Consider the following 21,942-nt stretch of genomic DNA (forward strand, 5'->3'; position numbering starts at 1 on the left):
ACTCACGCATCTTTTGTCGGCGCGGCTCAGCCGCCCCTTGAGGTCTTTGCTGAAAAGCACACGAAAGGGTGATCGGCAGTCGCCTCTCAATTGACGCGATATCGGCGGAAATCAAGTATTTCAGGGGAGTTGCGGCGGAGTGGTCGCCGGTCACCGAACGACACTCACCAACGAGCCTTCCCGCGCAGGCTGGTGAACACATAGGCGCAGATCAGAGCCGACAGCGAGAGTGAGAGCGCCAGCCCCACGGGCTGCGCCACGACCCTCACGGCCGCCATGACCCACCGGTCCACTTCGTAGGGCCACTGCAGCCAGGCCAGTTCGCGCAGCCGGCCCGGCAGTCCCGCGATCGAACGCGCGGACGCTCCCGCGAGAAGCTTCTGCACCAGCGGAACGACGAGCACCGGTACCGCCAGAACCGCGGCGACCCCTGCCCCCGTGAGCCTGAAGACACCGGCGGCCAGCAGGCCGGCCCAGGCGCAGCCGATCGACAGGCCTGCCCAACTCACCGCCATTCGCGGAGCGTTCGCCGGTACGGATACCAAGTCGCCGCCGTATACGAGATGCAGGGCTTCCGCGTCGGCCAGCACCGAGAGCAGGGCGAGCAGGAGGGCGACCCCCGCCGAGACCACCAGCTTGGCCACCAGGAGACCGAGACGACGCGGCACGGTCCCACGGCCGGCGGCGAGCGCCGGGTAGCGGAACTCGTCGCCGAAGGAGAGTGCGCCCAGCAGCCCCGCGGCGAAAGCGGCAGGGGGCAGGGGGAGCAAGGACGGCCAGGCAACCAGCAGATCGGGGAGGGGTGTCCTGCCGGACCGGGCCAGCATCACGGAGGCACCAGCCGAGACCACCAGTGCGGCCACCATGGTCATGACGGTGGTCCTGACGCCGAAGAGGCGGCGCAGTTCGTAGCGCAGCGGCCGGAGCGGGCCACGCGCCGGCCGCACCGGGATCGGAGGAGGCAGCTCCGAGATCGCCACCGAAGAGGCCGGCCCAGGGGGGACGATCCTCGGCGCGCCGCCGGGCCGCCCCTGCCCCGGGACGGCGACGGGCCCAGCGTCGCCTGTCTCGTCGGCGAGTTGATGCACCGGGACGCCGTGCCGGTACGCCGCGTCCCCGACCTCCGCACAGCTGCTGCCGTACACCGACAGTCGGCTGCCGCCCTCCGCGACGACCTCGACCGAGCGCCGGGATGCGCGCGCCTCCCGGTTCATCGCAGCTGCCAGCCGGGCCGCGTGCGGGGTGCGCACGGCAACGCGTGGACGGAGACGGGTGCGGGAGAAATCCGCGACGTCCTGGTCCGCGACAAGTCGGCCGCCGTCAATGGTGACCACGCGATCGGCGGCGCGGGCGGCCTCCTTGGGGTCGCTCGTCGTGTACAGCACCGTGCCGCCTTCGGCCGCGTGCGCGCGCAGCAGTCCATGCAGCCAGCTCCTCTCGCGTGGCGAGAGACCCTTGGACGGCTCGTCGAGCACAAGGGTGTGGGGGTCGCCGAGCAGCGCCGAGGCAAGGCCGAGCCGCCGGTCCATGCCTGCCGACAGCGTGCCGATGCGCTGGTCCCCCAGGCCCGCGAGTCCTACCACCTCCAGCAGTTCGTCGGCACGGGAGGCGGGTACGCCGGCGGCGGCGCAGAGCATGCGGAGCTGCCCGCGTGCCGTGCGCACGGGATGGCCCGGTACGTCTCCGAGCAGCACCCCGACCTCGCGGGCGGGATGACCGATGCGATGCAGCGGCCGGCCTCTGAAGTAGGTGACACCCCGCCCCGCCTGGAGTTCGAGCATCAGACGGAGGGCGGTGGACTTACCGGACCCAGGGGCGCCGAGCAATGCGGTGACGCGGCCGGGCGGGGCTTGGAAGGTCAGGTCGTCCACGACGGGGGGATTGTCGCGGCGGGGGGCGCTGGTGAGTCCGATGGCCTGGAGCATCGCTTCTCTCGCTGAGGGTGAGACCGCTCGGCGGCAGGGTGGGGTACTCCAGCAAGATAACGCGACATTTAAGACTTTTGGTGCACCGATGTTCCCGTGGGCGTTCCGCGCGGCCCGCTCGGCGCCCGCGCCGGACTCCGGCACCTTCAGACCTCCGGCACCTTCAGACCTCCGGCCTCAGCATCGGAGGGTTGAGCACCGTCGCTGCGCCTGCCCGGAACAGTTGTGCGGGGCGACCACCCTGTCGAGTCGTCGTCCCTCCGGACGGAACCAGGAAGCCGGGTGTGCCGGTGACCTTCCGATGAAAGTTGCGGGGATCCAGGACCACACCCCACACGGCCTCGTACACCCTTCGCAGCTCCCCCACGGTGAACTCGGGCGGGCAGAATGCGGTGGCGAGCGATGAGTACTCGATCTTGGAGCGCGCCCGCTCCACACCGTCGCCGAGGATCCTCGCGTGATCGAAGGCCAGCGGCGTGGACTGCTCGTCGCCGTGTCCGAAGCCGCTTCCGGGTCCGAGCAGGTCGCCCACGGGCGCCCAGCGCGCGCTGTTCGCGTCACCGCCAGCACGTGGGGCGGGGAGATCCGGCGCGAGCGCGAGGTGGGCGACACTGACGACCCGCATCCGGGGGTCTCGCCCGGGCTCACCGTAGGTCGCGAGTTGCTCGAGATGAGCGCCGTTACCGACAGCGGGTGCGGCCGGATCGTGGGCGCAGAGCCCGGTCTCCTCGACGAGCTCACGGGCAGCCGCCGCCGCGAGATCCTCGTCGGTCCGGACGAATCCGCCTGGCAGCGCCCACCTGCCCTGGAAGGGCGATTCGCCACGGCGGACCACCAGGGCGCACAAGGCGTGCCGGCGCACCGTGAGGACAACCAGATCGACGGTGACGGCGAAGGGCGGGAACGTCGACGGGTCGTAGGGCGGCATGCCGAAATCATAGTCGTCTTCCTGACGATAAACACTCCCCTCGCGATGTTGGTTCGTTGTCCGACGCAGGCGCTGCGCACTCTCTCAGCCCGGGACGGCCGCCGCTCGGCGCCGCAGGCCATCGGCCACACTGGGCAAGGCACCTCAGCCGCCGTTCCCTGCGTTGTCGGCGCCGTACCGGCCGCCCCTCTGTGCGCCGCGGACCGGGCGTCGGCCTCCCGACGTGCCCCGCCCGGGGCCGGCGCCCGGCGGCCGCCCGAGTCCCCTCGTCCGCCCCTGCTTCCGGGCGGGGGCACACTCGGGCTTCCGCCCCTGCTTCGGAGCTGGTCCGCATTCCGGCCTCCGTCCCTCAGCCGGGGGCTCGACGCGCTGCGGGCCGCGCCGCGGACCGGGCGCGGGAACTCGCACGTCGCCATGTCCCGGGGTGTCGTCCACTTCGCCACCGTCGCGCAGTTCGCGCTCGCCGCGCAGACACCGGCGAAGTGTCTCCGGATCCAGGCCCTGGTTGCACGCCTGATGAAGCAGCTGCGCGAAGGTGTAGTCAGGGTCGGCTCGCAGTGCGAGGGCCAGGGCCACCCTGGCGGCCGCCTCGTCGCCCATGGACCAGGAGACCCAGCCCGCCAGCGCGAGCGGGGCCGCGGAGTGCTCCACGTACGGGCCGACGCATCGACGTGCGAGTGCCCTCCACAGCCGCAGCGCGCCCGCGCCGTCGCCGCCCTCCATCCACTCGGCCGCCCTGTCCCTCGTCTCTCGGTCCTGAAGGCCGAGGATCACGGCTGCCGCCTCGTCCGGACCGATCAGACGGTCGTCCCTGTCGTCGGTGCTTCCGGGACTCACTGCCGGCGCTCCACACAGGCGGTCCATCAGTCGGCGCGCGAGCGTCAGCGTCTCCGCCGCCACCTTCCTCCGGCCGTCGGCATCGAGGATCCGGGCCACCATCACTGCCCCCGCCTCGTCCAGCGCGTGCTCCTGCTCAGCCGCCGCAGGCGTCCGCCACGGGGTGAGCCCGGCTTCCATGTCACGCAGAGATCCGCGCACCTGGATACCGGCGTACGCGGCTGCCGCCGCCATGACGGTGGTGCCCGGAAGCGCCAGGGGATTGCCTTCGGCGGGACAGCAGCGGCCGTCGGGACAGCAGTAGGACCAGTAGCGGCCGTCCGAGATACACAGCGCCTCGAGCACCGGAACGTCGAGCGCGCCGCAGGCCGTGCGCAGGCTTTGCGCCAGCGGCCTCAGTCGCTCCACGGTCTCGGGAGGGGTCTCCCCCTCGGGCGGGTCCTGGCAGAGGAAGACGACGATGGCATCCGGACGGGAGTCCCTCTTCTCACTTCCCGCGATCAGGCTCTGCGCGAGCTGGGCGGCGACTGGCGCCCACTCCTGCGGATCGTGCGGAATGCCCAGCCGCAGTCGGCCTCCGAAGCGGCCACGGCCGCCGTGCAGGGCCACCATGACCAGGCTGTCGTTCGGATGGAAGCCCATCAGGTACGGCAGGGCGTCGGCGAGTTCCGCTGGACTCCGCAGGGTGATCTCCTGCACGTCGGACGGTCCGGTGGATTCGTGGCTCTTGTTCATGCCACGACCGTCCCGCGAGCCACCGATTTCCGCGACCCCTGTGGATAACTTTGTCCACAGGGGTCGCATCAGCGTTCGCGCTTTGTCGTAGGCATCGGGTTGCATGGGGGCATGACCAACGAAGACCGCGCAGACCTCAGGGCCTCAGCCGATTCCGTACTCGCCCGCCTGGTCGGGGACGCAACCGGCACGGCGCGACTGCGCGAGGACCAGTGGCGGGCCATCGAGGCCCTCGTCGCCGACAAGCGCAGAGCCCTGGTCGTCCAGCGCACGGGATGGGGAAAGTCCGCGGTCTACTTCGTCGCGACATCCTTGCTGCGCGCGCAGGGGAGCGGGCCTACGGTGATCGTCTCCCCCCTGCTCGCGCTCATGCGCAACCAGGTGGCGGCTGCTGCCAGGGCAGGCATCAGCGCCCGCACGATCAACTCCTCGAACACCGAGGAGTGGGACACGGTCCAGGCCGAGGTTGCCGCTGGCGAGGTGGACGTGCTGCTGGTCAGCCCCGAGCGGCTCAACAATCCCGACTTCCGTGACCAGGTACTGCCGCGGCTCGCCGCCGCCACCGGGCTGCTGGTCGTCGACGAAGCGCACTGCATCTCCGACTGGGGCCACGACTTCCGACCGGACTACCGCCGGCTGCGGACCATGCTCGCGGATCTGCCGTCGGGGGTTCCCGTGCTCGCCACGACGGCCACCGCCAACGCACGCGTGACCGCGGACGTCGCCGAGCAGCTCGGCACCGGCGCGGGCACGGATGCGCTGGTGCTTCGCGGCCCATTGGACAGGGAGAGCCTCAGTCTCGGTGTGCTCGAACTACCGAACGCCGCGCACCGCCTGGCCTGGCTGGGCGATCACCTCGGGGAACTGCCCGGCTCCGGCATCATCTACACGCTGACGGTCGCCGCCGCCGAGGAGATCACCGCCTACCTCCGCCAGTGCGGACACCCGGTCACCTCCTACACCGGCAGGACCGAGAACGCCGACCGGCAGCAGGCCGAGGACGATCTGCTGGCCAACCGGGTCAAGGCGCTGGTGGCCACATCGGCGCTCGGTATGGGCTTCGACAAACCCGACCTCGGCTTCGTCGTGCACGTCGGGTCGCCGTCCTCGCCCATCGCCTACTACCAACAGGTAGGACGCGCCGGACGCGGCGTGGAGCACGCCGAGGTCCTGCTCCTCCCGGGCAAGGAGGACGAAGCCATCTGGCAGTACTTCGCCTCCGTCGCGTTCCCCCCCGAGGAGCAGGTCCGCCGGACCCTCGATGTCCTGGCCCAGGCAGGCCGTCCGCTGTCGCTGCCCGCCATTGAACCCCTGGTCGACCTGCGGCGCACCCGCCTGGAGACGATGCTCAAGGTCCTGGACGTGGACGGGGCGGTGAAGCGGGTCAAGGGCGGCTGGATCTCCACCGGCGAGCCGTGGACCTACGATTCCGAGCGATACGCCTGGGTCGCGCGGCAGCGTGCCGCCGAACAGCAGGCTATGCGGGACTACGCGTCGGGGACGGGGTGCCGCATGGAATTCCTGCGGCGTCAGCTGGACGACGAGGAGGCCACCGCCTGCGGACGCTGCGACAACTGCGCAGGGGCCCGGTTCGACGACAAGGTCTCCACAGCGGCCCTGGACGGTGCGCGCGGCGAACTCGGCAGGCCGGGTGTGGAGGTCGAGCCGCGCAAGATGTGGCCCACGGGGCTCGCGGCGGTGGGAGTCGACCTCAAGGGTCGTATTCCGGCGGGGGAGACGGCCTTTTCGGGACGGGCGCTCGGCAGGCTGTCGGACATCGGCTGGGGCAACCGGCTCCGTCCGATGCTCGCGGCGCAGGCCCAGGACGCCCCGGTCCCCGACGATGTGTCCGCCGCGGTCGTCACGGTCATCACCGACTGGGCGAAGGGGCCCGGCGGCTGGGCCTCCGGGGCGCCGGACGCCGCCCAGCGGCCGGTCGGCGTCGTGACCGTCGCCTCCCGACGGAGGCCGAAGCTCGTCCAGTCCCTCGGCAGCCGCATCGCCGAGGTCGGCCGGATGCCGCTGCTGGGTACCGTCGCCTACGCGCCGGGCAGCGAAGACGTCCGGATTTCTCAGACCAACAGCGCACAGCGGGTGAAGGCGCTGCACGCGGCTCTCTTGGTGGAGCCCGCGCTGGCGGAAGCCCTCGCATCTGCGGGAGGCCCCGTTCTGCTCGTCGACGATCTCTCCGACACGGGGTGGACCCTGGCCGTGGCGGGACGGCTGCTCCGCCGAGCGGGGGCCGAGGGGGTGTTCCCGCTGGTCCTTGCCGTTCAGGCCTGAGGGATGGCCTCATCCGCCGCCGGGCCGGAGCCGAGGCGAGATTCCCGTCGGCCGTCGCCGTTCAGGCCCGGCGGGTGGCTTCATCCACCGCCGAGCGGGCAGGGATATCTGTGTCATTCCGTCCGATACCCGTCAGCCGAGCCAATTGCTCGTTGCCGCCTGCCGGTACGACAGGAAGAATTGGAGTCGCTCCCCGCACGGTCTTTTCGCGGGCCCGAAAGGGCTGTGCCGCGGCGCGCCCCCACTCGACCCTGCCCGCATCGTGGGCGCGTAGCGAAGGGAGGACCGTGACCTTCGGATTCGCTCCGTCCGCAGCCACTTCACTGTCGGCGTCCGCCGGCTCCGTCAACCACGTCACCAGAATGCTCGAACCCGCCGAATGGGCCTCGGCCGGCATACCGCTGCTGCGTAGTCCACGCGAGGTCGTCAGCGGCCTCCACGCACGACACCGTCCGACTCCGGCCACCGCGGTCGTCGCGGTACTCGACCACGAGGAACGGCTCACGGCCAGCGCGTCGTTCGTCCGGGGGACCACGGGGGCCACGGACGGCTGGGAGTTCCGCAACGCACTGCTGTCACACCTGCGGCGGGTGATCCCGCACGATCTGCGCCGTCGTACTCCCGTACGCACCGCTGTCCTGCTCTATTGCCGTGAGGGCGACGAGCGGTGGACGGAGGAGGACGGGGCATGGATGTGGGGACTGAGGGATGCCTGCACCCTGCACGGCCTGCGCTGCGGGGCCTACATCACCCTGACGCACGGGGGCTGGCAGGTACTGGGCGAAGGCCGCGGTGGGCGCAGACCGACGTCGCTGTCCGGGCCGTCGGCGCTGGCGGACGCCACGGCTGATCTCAATCCGGTTCCCCTGCGCACGGGTGGCGGAGCGGCGGAGGCACTGCGCCGTGGCGCCGCCCGATGAATCGGGATGTGGGCCCCGAGCGTCCTCGGCGGACGTCCGGGACCCACGTTCCGATGGCTCAGACGCCCGCGCCCAGCGCGGCGTTGACGCTCTGCGGTTCTCCGCAGACGATCAGCAGCACGCCGGCGCGTTCCCGTGCGTCGGACAGCGCACGGACCGAGGCGTCGTCGAGGTCACCGTTGACAGCGACGATGATCACCGAACGGGGCGCGCAGCGGCCCGTGTTCGCGACGCCGGTGAAGAACACGTCCTCGCCGGCGTCGTGCTGGGCCCAGTACGCGGCCTCTCCGAAGGAGAGTTCGTGCGCTGCCCAGGGGTGGAGCTCGCCGGTGGTGAGGACCAGGATGTCGCCCGGCGCCCGTCCGGAGTCGAGCAGCAGGTCGACGGCCTCGTCGGCGGCGTCGACCGCACCGCTCACCGGGGCCGGGATCAGCTGGAACTGAGCTGCGGAACTGTCGACCGACTGCTGCTGTCCAGCAGGAACGACGCCGGACGCAGCGGCGGGTGCGGGTGTGGACTGCGGGCGTGGCGCCGGGGGCGCGGGCCGCGCGGGACCGCGGCCCGGGCTTCCGGGACGGGGCGTGGCCGCTGAACGCGGACCGGGTACGGGGCGGGGAGTCGGCGCGACGCGGCCGGCGGCCGATGCGACGCGGGGACTCTGGGCGCTCTCGGGAATCTGAGGCTCCTCGGGGAAATGAATGGTTGTCTGTCACAGCCGACGCGCCAGGCGTCGGTGGGTAAACGCGCTGGTGCGGTCAGAAGTCGAAGCCGAGCTGGCCCCCGCTTTCGAGTGCGGCCGCCTCGGCGGAGAACCGGACCTTCTTCAGGTGCTGCCACCTGGGAAGGGCATCGAGGTAGGACCAGCTGAGGCGGTGGTGGGGCGTAGGCCCCAACTCCTCGAGTGCGGCCCTGTGCACGGGCGACGGATAACCCGCGTTCGCGCCGAAGGCGAAGTCTGTGTACAGCCCCGCGTCCGCGCCCAGTTGGGCCATCATCGTGTCCCGTCTGACCTTGGCTATCACCGAGGCCGCGGCTACGGCGATGCAGGACTGGTCGCCCTTGATCACCGTGCGGACCTTCCACGGCTGTCCGAGGTAATCGTGTTTCCCGTCGAGGATCACGGCGTCCGGCCGCACGGGCAGTGCGTCCAGCGCTCTGACGGCGGCCAGGCGGAGCGCCGCGGTCATGCCGAAGTCGTCGATCTCCAGCGGTGAGGCGTGCCCCAGCCCATAGGCGGTGACCCAGCTCTCGAGCAGCGGCGCGAGTTCCGCCCGGCGCTTGGGCGTGAGGAGCTTGGAGTCGGTGAGGCCGTCGGGGGGCCTGCGGAGACCGGTGACGGCCGCGCACACGGTGACGGGGCCGGCCCACGCTCCGCGTCCGACCTCGTCGACTCCGGCGACAATCCTGGCACCGGAGGTAGCGCGCAGTGAGCGCTCGACGGTGTGCGTGGGTGGTTCGTACGGCATGGCGCCTGCAAGGTTACGCCGATACGCGGAGCAAGAACACCCCGGGGCGCCGTCCGGCCGCCCGGCCCGCACCTGTCGCCTCCAAAGACCCGCCGTCACGCCACCGAATGTCACGGGCCGCGCCCGCCGGGGGGTGCCCCGGAGCCCTGGCGATCCGGTGTCCCCCAGGAGCCACCTGGAAGCCCTGAGCGGAAGGTTGACCCGCGGCAGCGTGCGACGAAGCCGCGCGTGAGTCCGACGGGGCGGGCCTGGTCCCGTGCGAGCCGTCCGTTTCGGGCGCCTGCGACGGATCACGGTGCGGCCGGACGGCCGGGACCCGGGCCTCCGGGGGGCGCGAGGTGGGAAACGCCGCGCCGTGGAAATCGCCGCGAGCGGACCACACCGCGAGCCCAGCACTCAGTACGGGTCGTAGGAGTCCTCCTCCTCGTAGCCGTCACGCTCGTCGGCCTCCCTGCCGACGTCGTAGCACTGGATCCCCCGGTCCTCCACGGGATGCTTCTCCAGGATGTCCCGGGCCCTGACCTCTCCCCAACTGGAGGCGTACCACGACTCCTCCGATGCGGCGAAGTCCCGCCGGAAGGAGTCCAGCGCACAGGACCGCAGCGGCTCCGGGAGGGTGTTCAGAGCAGGTACGGCGTCGGCCGAAAGCCCCTTGAGGTACTGGATGTCGATCGACTTGCGGTTCTCGTACCGCTGGACGTTCTGCTCGGCGATCAGCCCGTCGGGCGAGAGCAGGCCGAAGGCCAGGACACCGACGGCGGCGCTCACCGCGACGGCGCGCGGCAGCAGCCTGGCCCCGAAGACCCCGGCGGCGATGATGAGGAGGAGCACGACTCCGAGCCAGAGCTCCACGGCTGCCACGGAGATACGCAGCCGGGTCAGCCCGAAGGCGTCCACGTAGAGGTCCATCCGTCGCAGCGCGGAGGCCACGACGACGAGGGTGAGCGCACACAGGACGCCCAGGACGCTCCTGACCAGCGTGCGGTCGCGCGGTCCGCCCCGTGGCGCCCAGCGAAGGGCCAGGGCGATGACGATCAACGTCAGCACGGTTGCCCAGAGGAGCTGCCAGAATCCCTGGCGGGCGTACTCGGCGGGCAGCAGGCCCGTCTCCTTCATCACCTTGTCGTACCCGCCGAGAAGGACGACGAGCTGGAGCGTGATGAAGGCCGCGAACAGCAGGTTGAGCAGGATCAGCGGAAGCGCCCACTCCAGTCTGTTCCTGGCCTTGCCGGGCCGGACGGTCATGCCGTCCCAGTGCACCGGAGCGGCGGCGCTGTACGCGGCGGCGAGGGCTCCCACCAGGCCCAGCGCGAAGAGGAAGACGCGCCAGGGGCTGTCACCGATGGAGGTGTCAGGGGTCAGCGCGCCCAGCAGATCGGCGAAAGCGGCGTCCGCGGAGGCGAAGAGAGCGCCGAACACGAGGAGCAGGACGACGGCCACCGCTCCGCTGCGCACCACGGTGCGCACCCGGCCGCGGGAATCGTCCGCACGGTCCCGCACCCCCCGCCAGCCCCAGCGCACGCCACCCGCGACGGCGGGGAACAGCCCGAGCGATCCGAGCAGCACGCCCGGCCAGCTGCGGCTGCCGTGGAGAGCGAGCGAGCCGAGGGCGAGGGCCGAGGCCACGGCGAGGAACACCGGCCATCCCGCGTCACGGAGTGCCGGGATCGTCAGGAGCGCGAGGCCGCCGACCGCCCAGACGGCGGTCCATGGCCTCAGCGTCCTTCCCGCGGTCCGCGCGGCGAAGTACGCCGCCAGGGCTGCCGGCACCGCCACGAGCAGCAGGTTCAGGCCGAGGCCGTCGCCGAGCAGCAAGGCGCTCAGCAGGGCCGTGGCGAGAACGGACCACAGCGTCGCCGGCTGGATCGCCTGCGGCGGCCCGGGACGGAGGCGGGACATCACACCGGGCGCGGGTTGCTGACCTCGGCGCTGCCAGACCTCCGGGGCGGCCGGCGCACGGAGATACCCGGGCACCTTGGGTATGTCCGGGCCGGTGTCACTCGGCGGCGCGGACACGGAAGCTGCCGCCACGGACTCCCCCGCACCCGAGCCGGCGCTTTGGGCAGGGACAGGCGCGAAGCCCGCCGCTACGGACTCGCTGCCGGCGGTCTTCGTCGTGTCTGGACCCTCGGGACACTCTCCGCCAGCCGATCCCGGGCCAGGAGCCTCGGGAGACTCTCCGCACGTGGCCTCCGGGCCGGCGCCCCCCGTTTCGGATGCACGCGCGTCGTCGGACTCCGGTGACACACCGGGTCGGCGGGACGCCTCGGACGACTGATCTGACATGGGACCCCTCCCCCACCGGGGTCCGCACGCGCGACCATGTTGCGGCGCGTCGGCCCCGACGTCTCATAGGCGCACGTCCCACCAAGATCCATGGGACGGCGTGGCCGAAAGAGTAAGGGCCGCCCCGGCCGTTCGGCCGGACCGGGGCTCCGCTGTGGCAGGACCGTGACACGTGCTCCCGGGCTTGAGCATCCGACGGGCACCCGGAAGGGCGGACGATCAGCCGCGTACCGGTGCACTGGGAACCCAGCCGGGCAGTTCCTCCGTGCGGGCCAGCCAGTCGGCCGGTGGGGCGCCCGGCGGGTTCGAAGCGACGATCCCGCCGACGATGGCACAGGTGGTGTCCACGTCACCCCCCGCCTGAGCCGTCACCCAGAAGGCTTCCTCGAAGTCGCCGAGGCTCCGTGCCGCCGACCAGAGTGCGAACGGCACGGTGTCGTGGGCACTGGTGCGGCGGCCGTTGCCGAGCACCGCCGCCACCGTCCCCGCGTCCCGGTAGTCGAGCATGTCGCGCGCCCTGCGCAGCCCAGCCCCGACCGCGCTTCGCGGGACCAGAGCGACGACGCCGTCGAGCAGGGCCTCGGGCGTCGGAGGGCCTTCCGGTGCGGCGACCAGGGCGGTTGCGGCCGCGACGGCCATGGCGCCCACGACCGCCTCCCGGTGCTGGTGGGTGGTGTACGACGAGATCTCGGCCTGATGGGTGGCCTGTTCGGGGTCGTCCGCGTACCAGGCACCCAGCGGTGCGATCCGCATGGCCGAGCCGTTGCCCCAGGAACCCTGGCCCTTGAAGAGCCCCGACGCCAGTTCGCGCCAGTCGCCCCCCTCCCTCACCAGCCTGAGCAGCCGGTTCACCGCAGGCCCGTAACCCCGGTCGAAGTCGTGGTGCAGGGCGAACGACCTCGCGAGCGCGTCCTGGTCGACGCGCCCGTGTGCCGCCAGCACGGCGAGCACGGAACATGCCATCTCGGTGTCGTCGGTCCACTGCCACACGTCGGGTGGCAGGGTCCGGTTCTTGAGCAGCGGGTAGTTGGCCGGGACGAAGAACTGGGAGCCGAGGGCATCTCCCACAGACAGTCCACGCAGGCTGGCCAGGGCGCGTTCGAAGCGCCGGTAGAAAGCGGAGTCAGCGGTCATCGCGGTGTCACTCTATCCGGTGGTGCTGTACGGCTCGGGGGTACGCCACTGTTCGAAGGGCCGGTCGAGTGCGTAGCGGCCGTCCGCGCCGAGGAGCAGCGTCCGGGACTCGCCGTTTCCCGGATTGGACAACGACTCGAACTCCGCGACCGACCAGTGGAACCAGCGCATGCAGAAGAGCCTCATGGTCAGCCCGTGGGTGACCAGCAGGACGTTCGGGGGGTGGTCGGGTTGCTCGAAGCTCCGGTGGAGGCTCTCCAGGAAGGCGTCGACCCGGTCGTAGACGTCGGCTCCGGACTCGCCCTGCGCGAAGCGGTAGAAGAAGTGCCCGTAGGCGTCCCGGTAGGCCTTCTGCAGCCTGACGTCGTCGCGGTCCTGCCAGTTGCCCCAGTCCTGCTCACGCAGCCGGGGCTCCTCCCTGACCCGCACATGCTCCGGGTCGAGGCCGAAAGCTCTGAAGGTCTCGTGGGTGCGCCGGTAAGGGGAGACGTACGCGCTGACGCGCTCGTCACCGAACATCTCCCTGAGCTGCACACCCGTCTCGCGCGCCTGCCCCTGCCCCTTGGCCGTGAGTTTCAGCGCGTGGTCGGGTTCGCGTTCGTAGACCGTGTCGTCGGCGTTGCCCTCCGACTCCCCGTGCCGGACGAGAACGATGCGCTGCGGTCGTGCCATGTGACGACCCTAGATCCCCGCAGACGCGATCGGGCGACGGCGAGGGATCCATCGGGCATGCGTGACCAACAAGACGCGGGTCGGGAGTGCGATCAGACCGTCCAGGAGGGTTCGAGCTGCACCACGTCCCCGGTCAGCGACTCCACGTCCCGCTCGGTCTCCGCGCGCGCCGAGAGCCGGGCGGCCCCCTCGGGCCGGTACTTGCCGCGTTCGGAACTCGACTGCCACATCGACAGCACCAGGAACTCGTGCCCCGGCGCCTCCCCGAAAACGCCGCGCAGCATCCCGGGGGAACCCGCGACCGCCGGGTTCCACACCTTCTGCTGCATCACCGCGAAGTGATCGGCCCGATCCTCGTACACCCGGCTGTGAGCCACCCTGATCACGTCGGCGTCGGTGAAATGGGGCTCGAATCCGGTCTTCACGTCGAAGCGGTACTCGAAGAGCCCGACCTGCATGTCCTTGTACGTTCCGGACTGGGCGGCCGCCAGCCGGTCGTGTTCGCGGGCCATGAAGGCGTCGTAGAAGACACGGTTCTCCCAGAACGCGAACACATGGGCGACGTCGGGCCTGCCCCGGCTCCAGCCGCCGCCCTGCGCACGGAATCCCGGTTCGCCGAGCAGCCCCGCCCACTTCCGCTGCCCGCGCTCGAAACCCTGGCGATCGACCACGGTGCAGCGAATCCACTTGACCAGCACCGCGCCATCCTACGGCGCCGGGCATGGCGCGGGTCACGCTCCCGGGGGACCCGGGCCGGGCCGGCTCCCGCATCGCGCGCACCCGGCCAGGCCCTGGCCCGAAAGTGACGCCCGCCCCCAACGCGGTTGGATTCACGGAAAGTTACGGACATGATCTGAGGGTGCAAGAGGTCCGTCGGCCCAGACGCGAGGAGACACGTCCGATGAGCACCCCCAACAAGGACATCGAAAAGGTCGAAGTGAGGGTCAAGTGGGACCCGAGCGAGACCGGCGAGCCCGCCAACGACCTCGACATCATCGCGGCCACGTACGGGACGAACGCGCCGTACGGCAGCCCCCTGTATCTCGTGCACTTCGACAGCAGGTCACCCGACGGCACGATCACGTTGAACCGGGACAGCCGCACGGGCCAGGGGTTCGGCTTCGACGAGGTCATGACTCTCGAACTGGACCGGCTGTCGGACGCCTACGCCAGGGTCGTCGTCGGAGTGGCCATCCAGCAGCGCGACGGCCACAAGACCTTCGGCCACATAGAGAACACGGCCGTGCAGATCCGCGAGGGCTACACCAGCCTGGCCGAGAACGACTTCTCGGCGGTGTCGGCCTCGACCGCGGCCGTCGTGGCGGAGTTCGTCCGTGACGCGTCGGGGTCGTGGGGGTTCCTGCCGGCCGTCCGAGGCTTCGACAGCGATCCCGGCTCGTTCGCCGCCGTGATGGGAAACCGCTCCGACTGATCCGGCATCCGCCCCACGGCCAGGGGTACTGCCGGTCAGGGGCACTGCCGGTCAGGGGCACCGCCGTGCCGACGGACGCACGGACAGTCGACGGGCGCCGGGGTAGCAGGTGCGTCCCGTCGGACGCGGCCCGGAGCCGCTTCGTCGGACGGACGGCAACGTCGGTGGGGGCGGCGGCGCCGGGAATCCGGCTCCACCGCCCCCACCGTTCAGCTCACCCCGTCATGGGGTGCGCGAGGTCAGCTGCAACCGCTGGTCGAGCCGCAGCCCTCGCAGATGTAGCAGGATCCGGCGCGCTGCATCTTCGTGCCGCACGAGAAGCAGAGCGGGGCGTCCGCGCTGATTCCGAGCTGCATCTCGACCAGTTCGGCCGAGGTGTGAGCCGTCCTGGGTGCGGGCTTCTCGGCGGCGCTCTCCACGGGCGACGCGACTGCCTTCAGCGGCTCCACGTGCACGGGGGCGGACTGGGCCAGCCCCTCGACGTCGAGTTCGTCGTCCCCGAACTCGGGCTCGTACGAACCGGTGTCCAGGTGTCGCTGACGCTCCTCCGCCGAGTGGATGCCGAGCGCCGAGCGCGTCTCGAACGGCAGGAAGTCGAGCGCCAGGCGGCGGAAGATGTAGTCCACGATCGACTGCGCCATCCGCACGTCCGGGTCGTCCGTCATACCGGCCGGCTCGAAGCGCATGTTGGTGAACTTGGAGACGTACGTCTCCAGCGGCACGCCGTACTGGAGACCGACCGAGACGGCGATCGAGAAGGCGTCCATCATGCCCGCGAGGGTCGATCCCTGCTTGGACATCTTCAGGAAGACCTCACCGAGACCGTCGTCCGGGTAGGAGTTGGCGGTCATGTAGCCCTCGGCGCCACCCACCGTGAAGCTGGTGGTGATGCCCGGACGGCCCTTGGGCAGACGCTTGCGGACCGGGCGGTACTCGACGACCTTCTCGACCGCGGAACGGATCGTTTCCTCGGTCTTCGCCGTGACCTCGGCCTTCTCCTTCTCCTTCGTCTTCGCGGAGAGGGGCTGGCCGACCTTGCAGTTGTCGCGGTAGATCGCGAGCGCCTTGACGCCCATCTTCCACGCCTCGAAGTAGACCTCCTCGACGTCCTCGACGGTGGCCGTCTCCGGCAGGTTCACCGTCTTGGACAGCGCGCCGGAGATCCACGGCTGGATCGCCGCCATCATCCGCACGTGGCCCATGGCCGAGATGGAACGCTCGCCCATCGCGCAGTCGAAGACCTCGTAGTGCTCGGTCTTGAGGCCGGGGGCGTCGATCACATTGCCGTTCTCGGCGATGTGGGCGACGACCGCCTCGATCTGCTCCGGCTGGTAGCCGAGCCGGCGCAGGGCCTGCGGGACGGTGCCGTTGACGATCTGCATCGAACCGCCGCCGACGAGCTTCTTGAACTTGACCAGCGCGAGGTCGGGCTCGAGACCGGTGGTGTCGCAGGACATCGCGAGACCGATGGTGCCGGTCGGGGCGATGACCGAGGCCTGCGCGTTGCGGAAGCCGTTCTTGGCGCCGAGGCGGATCACGTCCTGCCAGGCCTCCGTCGCGGCGGCCCAGATCGGCGAGTCGAGGTCGTCCACGTGGACGGCCACGGCGTTGGCGTCGGAGTGCTGCTTCATGACGCGCTGGTGGGGCTCGGCGTTGCGGGCGTAGCCGTCGTACGCGCCGACGACCGCGGCGAGCTCGGCGGAGCGGCGGTAGGACGTGCCGGTCATCAGCGAGGTGATGGCGCCGGCGAGCGCGCGGCCGCCGTCGCTGTCGTACGCGTGGCCGGTCGCCATCAGGAGGGCGCCCAGGTTGGCGTAACCGATGCCCAGCTGGCGGTAGGCGCGGGTGTTCTCGCCGATCTTCTGGGTCGGGAAGTCCGCGAAGCAGATCGAGATGTCCATCGCGGTGATGACCAGCTCGACGACCTTGGCGAAGCGCTCGACCTCGAAGGACTGGCGGCCGTTGCCGTCGTCCTTGAGGAACTTCATCAGGTTCAGCGAGGCCAGGTTGCACGAGGTGTTGTCCAGGTGCATGTACTCGCTGCAGGGGTTCGAACCGTTGATGCGGCCGGACTCCGGGCAGGTGTGCCACTTGTTGATGGTGTCGTCGTACTGGATGCCGGGGTCGGCACAGGCCCAGGCTGCCTCCGCCATCTTGCGGAAGAGGGATTTGGCCTCGACCTCTTCGATGACGTCGCCGGTCATCCGGGCGCGCAGGCCGAACTTACCGCCCGACTCGACGGCCTTCATGAACTCGTCGTTCACCCGGACCGAGTTGTTGGCGTTCTGGTACTGGACGGACGTGATGTCGTCCCCGCCCAGGTCCATGTCGAAGCCCGCGTCGCGCAGGGCGCGGATCTTCTCCTCCTCCTTCACCTTGGTCTCGATGAAGTTCTCGATGTCGGGGTGGTCGACGTCGAGGATGACCATCTTGGCCGCGCGCCGGGTGGCGCCACCGGACTTGATCGTCCCGGCGGACGCGTCGGCGCCCCGCATGAAGGAGACCGGACCCGAGGCGTTGCCGCCGGAGGAGAGGAGTTCCTTGGAGGAACGGATACGGGAGAGGTTCAGACCGGCGCCGGAGCCGCCCTTGAAGATCATCCCTTCTTCCTTGTACCAGTCGAGGATGGACTCCATGGAGTCGTCGACGGCAAGGATGAAGCAGGCGGACACCTGCTGCGGCTGGGGCGTCCCGACGTTGAACCAGACCGGAGAGTTGAAGCTGAAGATCTGGTGCAGGAGGGCGTACGCCAGCTCGTGCTCGAAGATCTCGGCGTCGGCGGGGGACGAGAAGTAGTTGTAGTCCTCGCCGGCCTTCCGGTACGTCTTCACGATCCGGTCGATCAGCTGGCGCAGGCCGGTCTCGCGCTGCGGCGTACCGACGGCCCCGCGGAAGTACTTGCTGGTGACGATGTTGACCGCGTTCACCGACCAGAAGTCGGGGAACTCGACGCCACGCTGCTCGAAGTTGATCGAGCCGTCGCGCCAGTTGGTCATGACGACGTCACGGCGTTCCCACGCGACCTCGTCGTACGGATGCACGCCGGGGGTCGTGTGGATGCGCTCGATGCGCAGGCCCTGCTTGGTCGCAGTCGACTTGGCTCCCTTGGTGCGGGAACCTCGTGCCGGGCCGCTCGCCGTCTCTGTCATGCCGCCTCCCATATGTGGGCAAAAACGCCCTGAAATGCCCAGTTCTTCCCCGGGCACAGTCTGTGTCTGATGCTCCGGACGCCACGCACAGCGTCTCGGAACAGGTCTGTTGCCGTCGGCCGCCGGTCTCCCGGCCTGCTCCGGTGATCAATCAGCGGCGACAGCGGCGGGCGCGGGGACCTCGGGGGTTCCGCCGCTCCCGCGTTGCCCCGCGGGAGGCCGCTCCTCGCGGAGTTCCGCGATGGCGGCCTCGAAGTCCTCGAGGGAGTTGAACGCCCGGTACACGGACGCGAAGCGCAGGTACGCGACGAGGTCGAGCTCCTGAAGGGGGCCGAGTATGGCCAGACCCACGTCGTGCGTCGTCAGTTCGGCACTTCCCGTGGCCCGCACCGCCTCCTCGACCCGCTGACCGAGCTTCGCCAGTGCGTCCTCGGTGACAGGCCGGCCCTGACAGGCCTTGCGGACTCCCGAAATGACCTTGGTACGACTGAAGGGCTCGGTCACGCCACTGCGCTTCACGACCATCAGCGAACAGGTCTCCACCGTCGTGAAACGGCGGGAGCAGTCGGGGCACTGGCGGCGCCGTCGGATCGACGTCCCGTCGTCCGTCGTGCGGCTGTCGACGACCCGGCTGTCGGGGTGCCTGCAGAAGGGGCAGTGCATGTCTCCCAACCCTCCCTCACGGCACGACTGAATGGCCTCGGGGGCCCTTCACGGACCCTCGATGACAGCCTCAAGCATAGGCGATGAACTCGACCCGGAAGGACCAGGGACCACTACTTGTGGGCGGCTAAGGCAATCCAACCACTACATCTAGGGTTTGACTTCACTCCTCCGCCCAGCGCGTGTCGCGCTCCCCCGGCGGTCGGCAGGCAGCCTACGGCCCGGCACGAGGTTATGGGAAACGCCCGGCGGCCGAGGCCGCGGGTCAGCCACAGGGGCCGTCCGGGTGCCCGTGCGGGCCCGGGCGTACGCACCCCGCGAACCCCCGGCGGCCACACCCCCGGGCGCCCCAGTGGGTCGGCGGACCGCTAGCGTGTCTCCCGGAGTCGCCGCTCGATCCTGGGCGCGTCGCACGAGCTCATACACCTCTCGGTAAGCCCGCGACAGACCTTTATTTGTTTTTCACTCGAACGTGTGTTTGGCGCAACCTTTCGAAAGCTACTACCGTTGCCTAACTAGGGAGACCATTCGAGAGGGGCCGACGTGACCACCACCGCAGACAGTGCCGCCATCACTGCCCAGGACCACCGCTCCCAGAGCCGACTTGAGCCGGTGCATGCCATGAATGACACAGTCATGGAGGCGGAGGGGCCAGAGCCCTCGCGACCCGCGCGCTCCTTGCCCGGACGACCTCCCGGGATCCGGGCGGACAGTTCGGGGCTCACCGACCGACAGCGGCGCGTGATCGAGGTGATCCGGGATTCCGTGCAGCGACGAGGTTATCCCCCGTCGATGCGGGAGATCGGACAGGCGGTGGGTCTGTCCAGCACCTCGTCCGTCGCCCACCAGCTGATGGCCCTGGAGCGCAAGGGCTTCCTGCGCCGGGACCCGCACCGGCCGCGCGCGTACGAGGTCCGGGGCTCGGACCAGCCCAGCACCCAGCCGACCGACACGACCGGCAAGCCCGCCGCGTCGTACGTTCCGCTGGTCGGCCGGATCGCGGCAGGCGGACCGATCCTCGCCGAGGAGTCCGTCGAGGACGTCTTCCCGCTCCCCCGCCAGCTCGTCGGTGACGGCGAGCTCTTCGTGCTGAAGGTCGTCGGCGACTCGATGATCGAGGCCGCGATCATGGACGGCGACTGGGTCACGGTCCGGCGCCAGCCCGTCGCGGAGAACGGCGACATCGTGGCCGCCATGCTCGACGGCGAAGCCACCGTCAAGCGGTTCAAGCGCGAGGACGGCCATGTCTGGCTGCTCCCGCACAACTCCGCCTATCAGCCGATCCCCGGCGACGAGGCGACGATCCTGGGCAAGGTCGTGGCGGTGCTGCGGCGGGTGTGACGCCCGCCGGTTCGGACTGGGCCCCGGGGTCTCTGCGCCGATCCCGGGGCCCTGGCATGTCCGCGCACCGCTGTCCGAGGCATCGGCGTCGGCAACCCCCGCCGTCATCGGTCCGGAGCCCCTCGTCGCCGGTGCACGCCTGCCCACACCCGGGCAGTGTCGCCGCCGTCAGGGACAGGGCTGTGGAATTGCTCGCCCTGTTCTCACTCCGCGGTCCTGGCAGCCGCGTCGATGGCAGCCAGCGAGCGCCGGGCCTGATTCCGGTCCGTGGTGTACCAGAAGTCGGGCAGCGATGCGCGGAGATAGCTCCCGTACCGGGCGTTGGCCAGACGGGGGTCGAGCACGGCGACCACACCCTTGTCCCCCGTGGCCCGCACCAGGCGGCCCGCGCCCTGAGCCATCAGCAGTGCCGCGTGGGTAGCGGCGACCGCCATGAAGCCGTTGCCACCGGCTTCCTCCACTGCTTTCTGCCGCGCGCTCATCAGCGGGTCGTCAGGACGCGGAAACGGGATCCGGTCCATGACCACGAGCTGGCAGCTCGGCCCGGGCACGTCGACGCCCTGCCAGAGCGAGAGCGTCCCGAAGAGGCAGGTCTCGGGGTCTGCGGCGAAGTTCTTGATCAGCTCTCCGAGCGTCTCCTCGCCCTGGAGCAGGATCGGCTTGTCCTGCCGCCCGCGCAGTTCCTCGGCCGCCGCCTGTGCCGCCCTCATCGAGGAGAACAGGCCAAGGGTTCGCCCTCCCGCCGCCTCCACCAGTTCGGCGAGCTCGTCGAACATGTCGGTGCGGGACCCTTCCCGCCCGGGCGTGGCAAGGTGACGTGCGACGTAGAGGATGCCCTGCTTCGGGTAGTCGAACGGCGAGCCGACGTCGAGTCCCTTCCACTGCGGGATGTCGTCGCCCGCCGTGCCCTCAGGCGCGAGCCCCAGCGATGCACCCACCCCGTTGAAGTCGCCGCCGAGCTTGAGCGTGGCGGACGTCAGGACCACCGAGCGGTCGGCGAAGAGCTTCTCGCGGAGCAGCCCGGACACCGACAGCGGCGCGACACGCACCGAGGCACCGAAGCGGTCGTGGCGCTCGTACCAGACGACGTCGTACTCGGATCCCTGGGTGATGCGCTCCGCGACCCCGTGAATGGCCTCGACCGACGCCATGGCCTGCTTGCGCACCGCGTCCTCGTCCTGGACGGACTTGTCCCGGGTGCCGCCGAGTGCGGAGATCACCGTACGCGCGGCGTCACGCAGGGCCATCAGCGCGTAGCCGAGGTCCTCCGGAACCTCTTCCAGGCGCCCCGGGAGCGCCAGCTCCATGACGCGCTCGAATCCTTCCGAGGCGGTCAGCAGGGCGTCGGCGGCCTTCTCGTTGACCAGCTTGGCCGCGCGGCGCACCGCGCGGTTGACCTGCCCGGGGGTGAGTTCGCCGGTGGCGACGCCCGTGACGCGTGAGACCAGTTCGTGGGCCTCGTCGACGATCAGCACCTCGTGCTTCGGGAGCACCGGGGCGCCCTCGATGGCATCGATGGCGAGGAGGGCGTGGTTGGTGACGACCACGTCGGCGAGCTTGGCCCGCTCGCGGGCGCTCTCCGCGAAGCACTCGGCACCGTACGCGCACTTCGTCGCGCCCAGACACTCGCGCGAGGAGACTGAGATCTGTGCCCAGGCCCGGTCCGAGACGCCAGGCGTCAGGTCGTCCCGGTCGCCGCTCTCCGTCTCGTCCGCCCAGTCACGCAGGCGCAGCAGGTCCTGGCCCAGCTTGCTCGACGGAGCGGCCGCCTCGAACTGGTCGAAGAGGCCGTCCTCCTCGTCCTGCGGGACCCCTTCGTGGAGCCGGTGCAGGCAGAGGTAGTTCGAGCGGCCCTTGAGCATCGCGAACTGGGGGCGGCGCCGCAGCAGCGGATGCAGTGCGTCGACCGTACGCGGAAGGTCCCGCTCCACCAGCTGGCGCTGCAGGGCCAGCGTCGCCGTGGCCACCACGACGCGCTCGCCGTGGGCCAGTGCCGGCACGAGGTAGCCGAGGGACTTGCCCGTGCCGGTACCGGCCTGGACGAGCAGGTGGGCGTTGTCGTCGACCGCCTCGGCGACGGCCTCGGCCATGGAGACCTGGCCGGGCCGTTCCGTACCGCCGACAGCGGCGACGGCGGCGTGGAGGAGCTCGGGGAGAGATGGCTTCGTCAT

16 protein-coding genes are annotated in these 21,942 nt (G+C 70.4%); 4 read left to right on the forward strand and 12 right to left on the reverse strand.

Features of this window, described 5'->3' with window-relative positions; genetic code table 11:
* Positions 1-164: 164 nt before the first annotated feature.
* From ACFU5K_RS05245 to ACFU5K_RS05255, 3 genes are all read right to left on the reverse strand, one after another.
* The gene (locus ACFU5K_RS05245; RefSeq protein ID WP_384057056.1) at positions 165-1,925 is read right to left on the reverse strand and encodes an ATP-binding cassette domain-containing protein; all 1,761 of its coding nucleotides are present in this window, start codon (positions 1,923-1,925) and stop codon (positions 165-167) included.
* Between the two features lie 163 nt (positions 1,926-2,088).
* Positions 2,089-2,853, reverse strand: a complete 765-nt coding sequence (locus ACFU5K_RS05250) for an NUDIX domain-containing protein (protein WP_384057058.1) — start codon at positions 2,851-2,853, stop codon at positions 2,089-2,091.
* A 144-nt stretch (positions 2,854-2,997) separates the two neighbouring features.
* A complete protein-coding gene (locus tag ACFU5K_RS05255) occupies positions 2,998-4,425 on the reverse strand; it encodes a DUF4192 domain-containing protein (protein ID WP_384057061.1) in 1,428 nt (475 codons plus the stop codon).
* Between the two features lie 111 nt (positions 4,426-4,536).
* On the opposite strand from ACFU5K_RS05255, the gene ACFU5K_RS05260 reads away from it, so the two are divergent.
* Together ACFU5K_RS05260 and ACFU5K_RS05265 are read left to right on the forward strand one after the other, a co-directional pair.
* Positions 4,537-6,708 carry a RecQ family ATP-dependent DNA helicase gene (locus ACFU5K_RS05260; protein ID WP_384057064.1) on the forward strand — a complete coding sequence of 724 codons (2,172 nt, stop codon included), beginning with the start codon at positions 4,537-4,539 and terminating at the stop codon, positions 6,706-6,708.
* A 287-nt stretch (positions 6,709-6,995) separates the two neighbouring features.
* Entirely contained in the window at positions 6,996-7,628 is a 633-nt protein-coding gene (locus tag ACFU5K_RS05265) for a hypothetical protein (RefSeq protein WP_384057067.1), read from the forward strand.
* Between the two features lie 58 nt (positions 7,629-7,686).
* On the opposite strand, the gene ACFU5K_RS05270 is transcribed toward ACFU5K_RS05265, so the two are convergent.
* From ACFU5K_RS05270 to ACFU5K_RS05295, 6 genes are all read right to left on the reverse strand, one after another.
* Entirely contained in the window at positions 7,687-8,328 is a 642-nt protein-coding gene (locus ACFU5K_RS05270; RefSeq protein ID WP_384057237.1) for a hypothetical protein, read from the reverse strand.
* A 55-nt stretch (positions 8,329-8,383) separates the two neighbouring features.
* Positions 8,384-9,094, reverse strand: a complete 711-nt coding sequence (locus ACFU5K_RS05275; RefSeq protein WP_384057069.1) for a ribonuclease HII — start codon at positions 9,092-9,094, stop codon at positions 8,384-8,386.
* A 396-nt stretch (positions 9,095-9,490) separates the two neighbouring features.
* Positions 9,491-11,380 carry a DUF4153 domain-containing protein gene (locus ACFU5K_RS05280; RefSeq protein ID WP_384057072.1) on the reverse strand — a complete coding sequence of 630 codons (1,890 nt, stop codon included), beginning with the start codon at positions 11,378-11,380 and terminating at the stop codon, positions 9,491-9,493.
* Between the two features lie 219 nt (positions 11,381-11,599).
* A complete protein-coding gene (locus ACFU5K_RS05285; protein ID WP_384057075.1) occupies positions 11,600-12,514 on the reverse strand; it encodes an ADP-ribosylglycohydrolase family protein in 915 nt (304 codons plus the stop codon).
* Between the two features lie 12 nt (positions 12,515-12,526).
* Positions 12,527-13,186 carry a histidine phosphatase family protein gene (locus tag ACFU5K_RS05290; RefSeq protein WP_384057077.1) on the reverse strand — a complete coding sequence of 220 codons (660 nt, stop codon included), beginning with the start codon at positions 13,184-13,186 and terminating at the stop codon, positions 12,527-12,529.
* 92 nt (positions 13,187-13,278) lie between these two features.
* Positions 13,279-13,884, reverse strand: coding sequence for a YdbC family protein (locus ACFU5K_RS05295; RefSeq protein ID WP_384057080.1), 606 nt, complete (start codon positions 13,882-13,884; stop codon positions 13,279-13,281).
* Positions 13,885-14,087: 203 nt separating this feature from the next.
* Here ACFU5K_RS05295 and ACFU5K_RS05300 point away from each other — a divergent pair, with 203 nt between their 5' ends.
* A complete protein-coding gene (locus ACFU5K_RS05300; RefSeq protein ID WP_384057083.1) occupies positions 14,088-14,618 on the forward strand; it encodes a TerD family protein in 531 nt (176 codons plus the stop codon).
* A 239-nt stretch (positions 14,619-14,857) separates the two neighbouring features.
* Here ACFU5K_RS05300 and ACFU5K_RS05305 read toward each other — a convergent pair whose 3' ends face one another.
* Positions 14,858-17,767, reverse strand: a complete 2,910-nt coding sequence (locus ACFU5K_RS05305) for a vitamin B12-dependent ribonucleotide reductase (RefSeq protein ID WP_384057086.1) — start codon at positions 17,765-17,767, stop codon at positions 14,858-14,860.
* Between the two features lie 147 nt (positions 17,768-17,914).
* On the reverse strand, positions 17,915-18,430 hold the full coding sequence (nrdR, locus tag ACFU5K_RS05310; protein WP_384057089.1) for a transcriptional regulator NrdR: 516 nt from the start codon (positions 18,428-18,430) through the stop codon (positions 17,915-17,917).
* 543 nt (positions 18,431-18,973) lie between these two features.
* Between nrdR and lexA the strand changes: the two genes are divergently transcribed.
* Complete coding sequence (lexA, locus tag ACFU5K_RS05315; protein WP_384057092.1) at positions 18,974-19,771, forward strand: transcriptional repressor LexA; 798 nt, start codon at positions 18,974-18,976, stop codon at positions 19,769-19,771.
* 203 nt (positions 19,772-19,974) lie between these two features.
* Here lexA and ACFU5K_RS05320 read toward each other — a convergent pair whose 3' ends face one another.
* Entirely contained in the window at positions 19,975-21,942 is a 1,968-nt protein-coding gene (locus ACFU5K_RS05320) for an ATP-dependent DNA helicase (RefSeq protein WP_384057094.1), read from the reverse strand.

The sequence above is a fragment of the Streptomyces sp. NPDC057428 genome (assembly GCF_042803195.1).
Lineage (GTDB): Bacteria > Actinomycetota > Actinomycetes > Streptomycetales > Streptomycetaceae > Streptomyces.

Coding starts and splice junctions, on each gene's coding strand:
- ACFU5K_RS05305 (WP_384057086.1), bottom strand. CDS start 17,767: ATGACAGAGACGGCGAGCGGCCCGGCACGAGGTTCCCGCACCAAGGGA.
- ACFU5K_RS05260 (WP_384057064.1), top strand. CDS start 4,537: ATGACCAACGAAGACCGCGCAGACCTCAGGGCCTCAGCCGATTCCGTA.
- ACFU5K_RS05290 (WP_384057077.1), bottom strand. CDS start 13,186: ATGGCACGACCGCAGCGCATCGTTCTCGTCCGGCACGGGGAGTCGGAG.
- ACFU5K_RS05275 (WP_384057069.1), bottom strand. CDS start 9,094: ATGCCGTACGAACCACCCACGCACACCGTCGAGCGCTCACTGCGCGCT.
- ACFU5K_RS05255 (WP_384057061.1), bottom strand. CDS start 4,425: ATGAACAAGAGCCACGAATCCACCGGACCGTCCGACGTGCAGGAGATC.
- ACFU5K_RS05285 (WP_384057075.1), bottom strand. CDS start 12,514: ATGACCGCTGACTCCGCTTTCTACCGGCGCTTCGAACGCGCCCTGGCC.
- ACFU5K_RS05245 (WP_384057056.1), bottom strand. CDS start 1,925: ATGCTCCAGGCCATCGGACTCACCAGCGCCCCCCGCCGCGACAATCCC.
- ACFU5K_RS05320 (WP_384057094.1), bottom strand. CDS start 21,942: ATGACGAAGCCATCTCTCCCCGAGCTCCTCCACGCCGCCGTCGCCGCT.
- ACFU5K_RS05300 (WP_384057083.1), top strand. CDS start 14,088: ATGAGCACCCCCAACAAGGACATCGAAAAGGTCGAAGTGAGGGTCAAG.
- ACFU5K_RS05280 (WP_384057072.1), bottom strand. CDS start 11,380: ATGTCAGATCAGTCGTCCGAGGCGTCCCGCCGACCCGGTGTGTCACCG.
- ACFU5K_RS05250 (WP_384057058.1), bottom strand. CDS start 2,853: ATGCCGCCCTACGACCCGTCGACGTTCCCGCCCTTCGCCGTCACCGTC.
- nrdR (WP_384057089.1), bottom strand. CDS start 18,430: ATGCACTGCCCCTTCTGCAGGCACCCCGACAGCCGGGTCGTCGACAGC.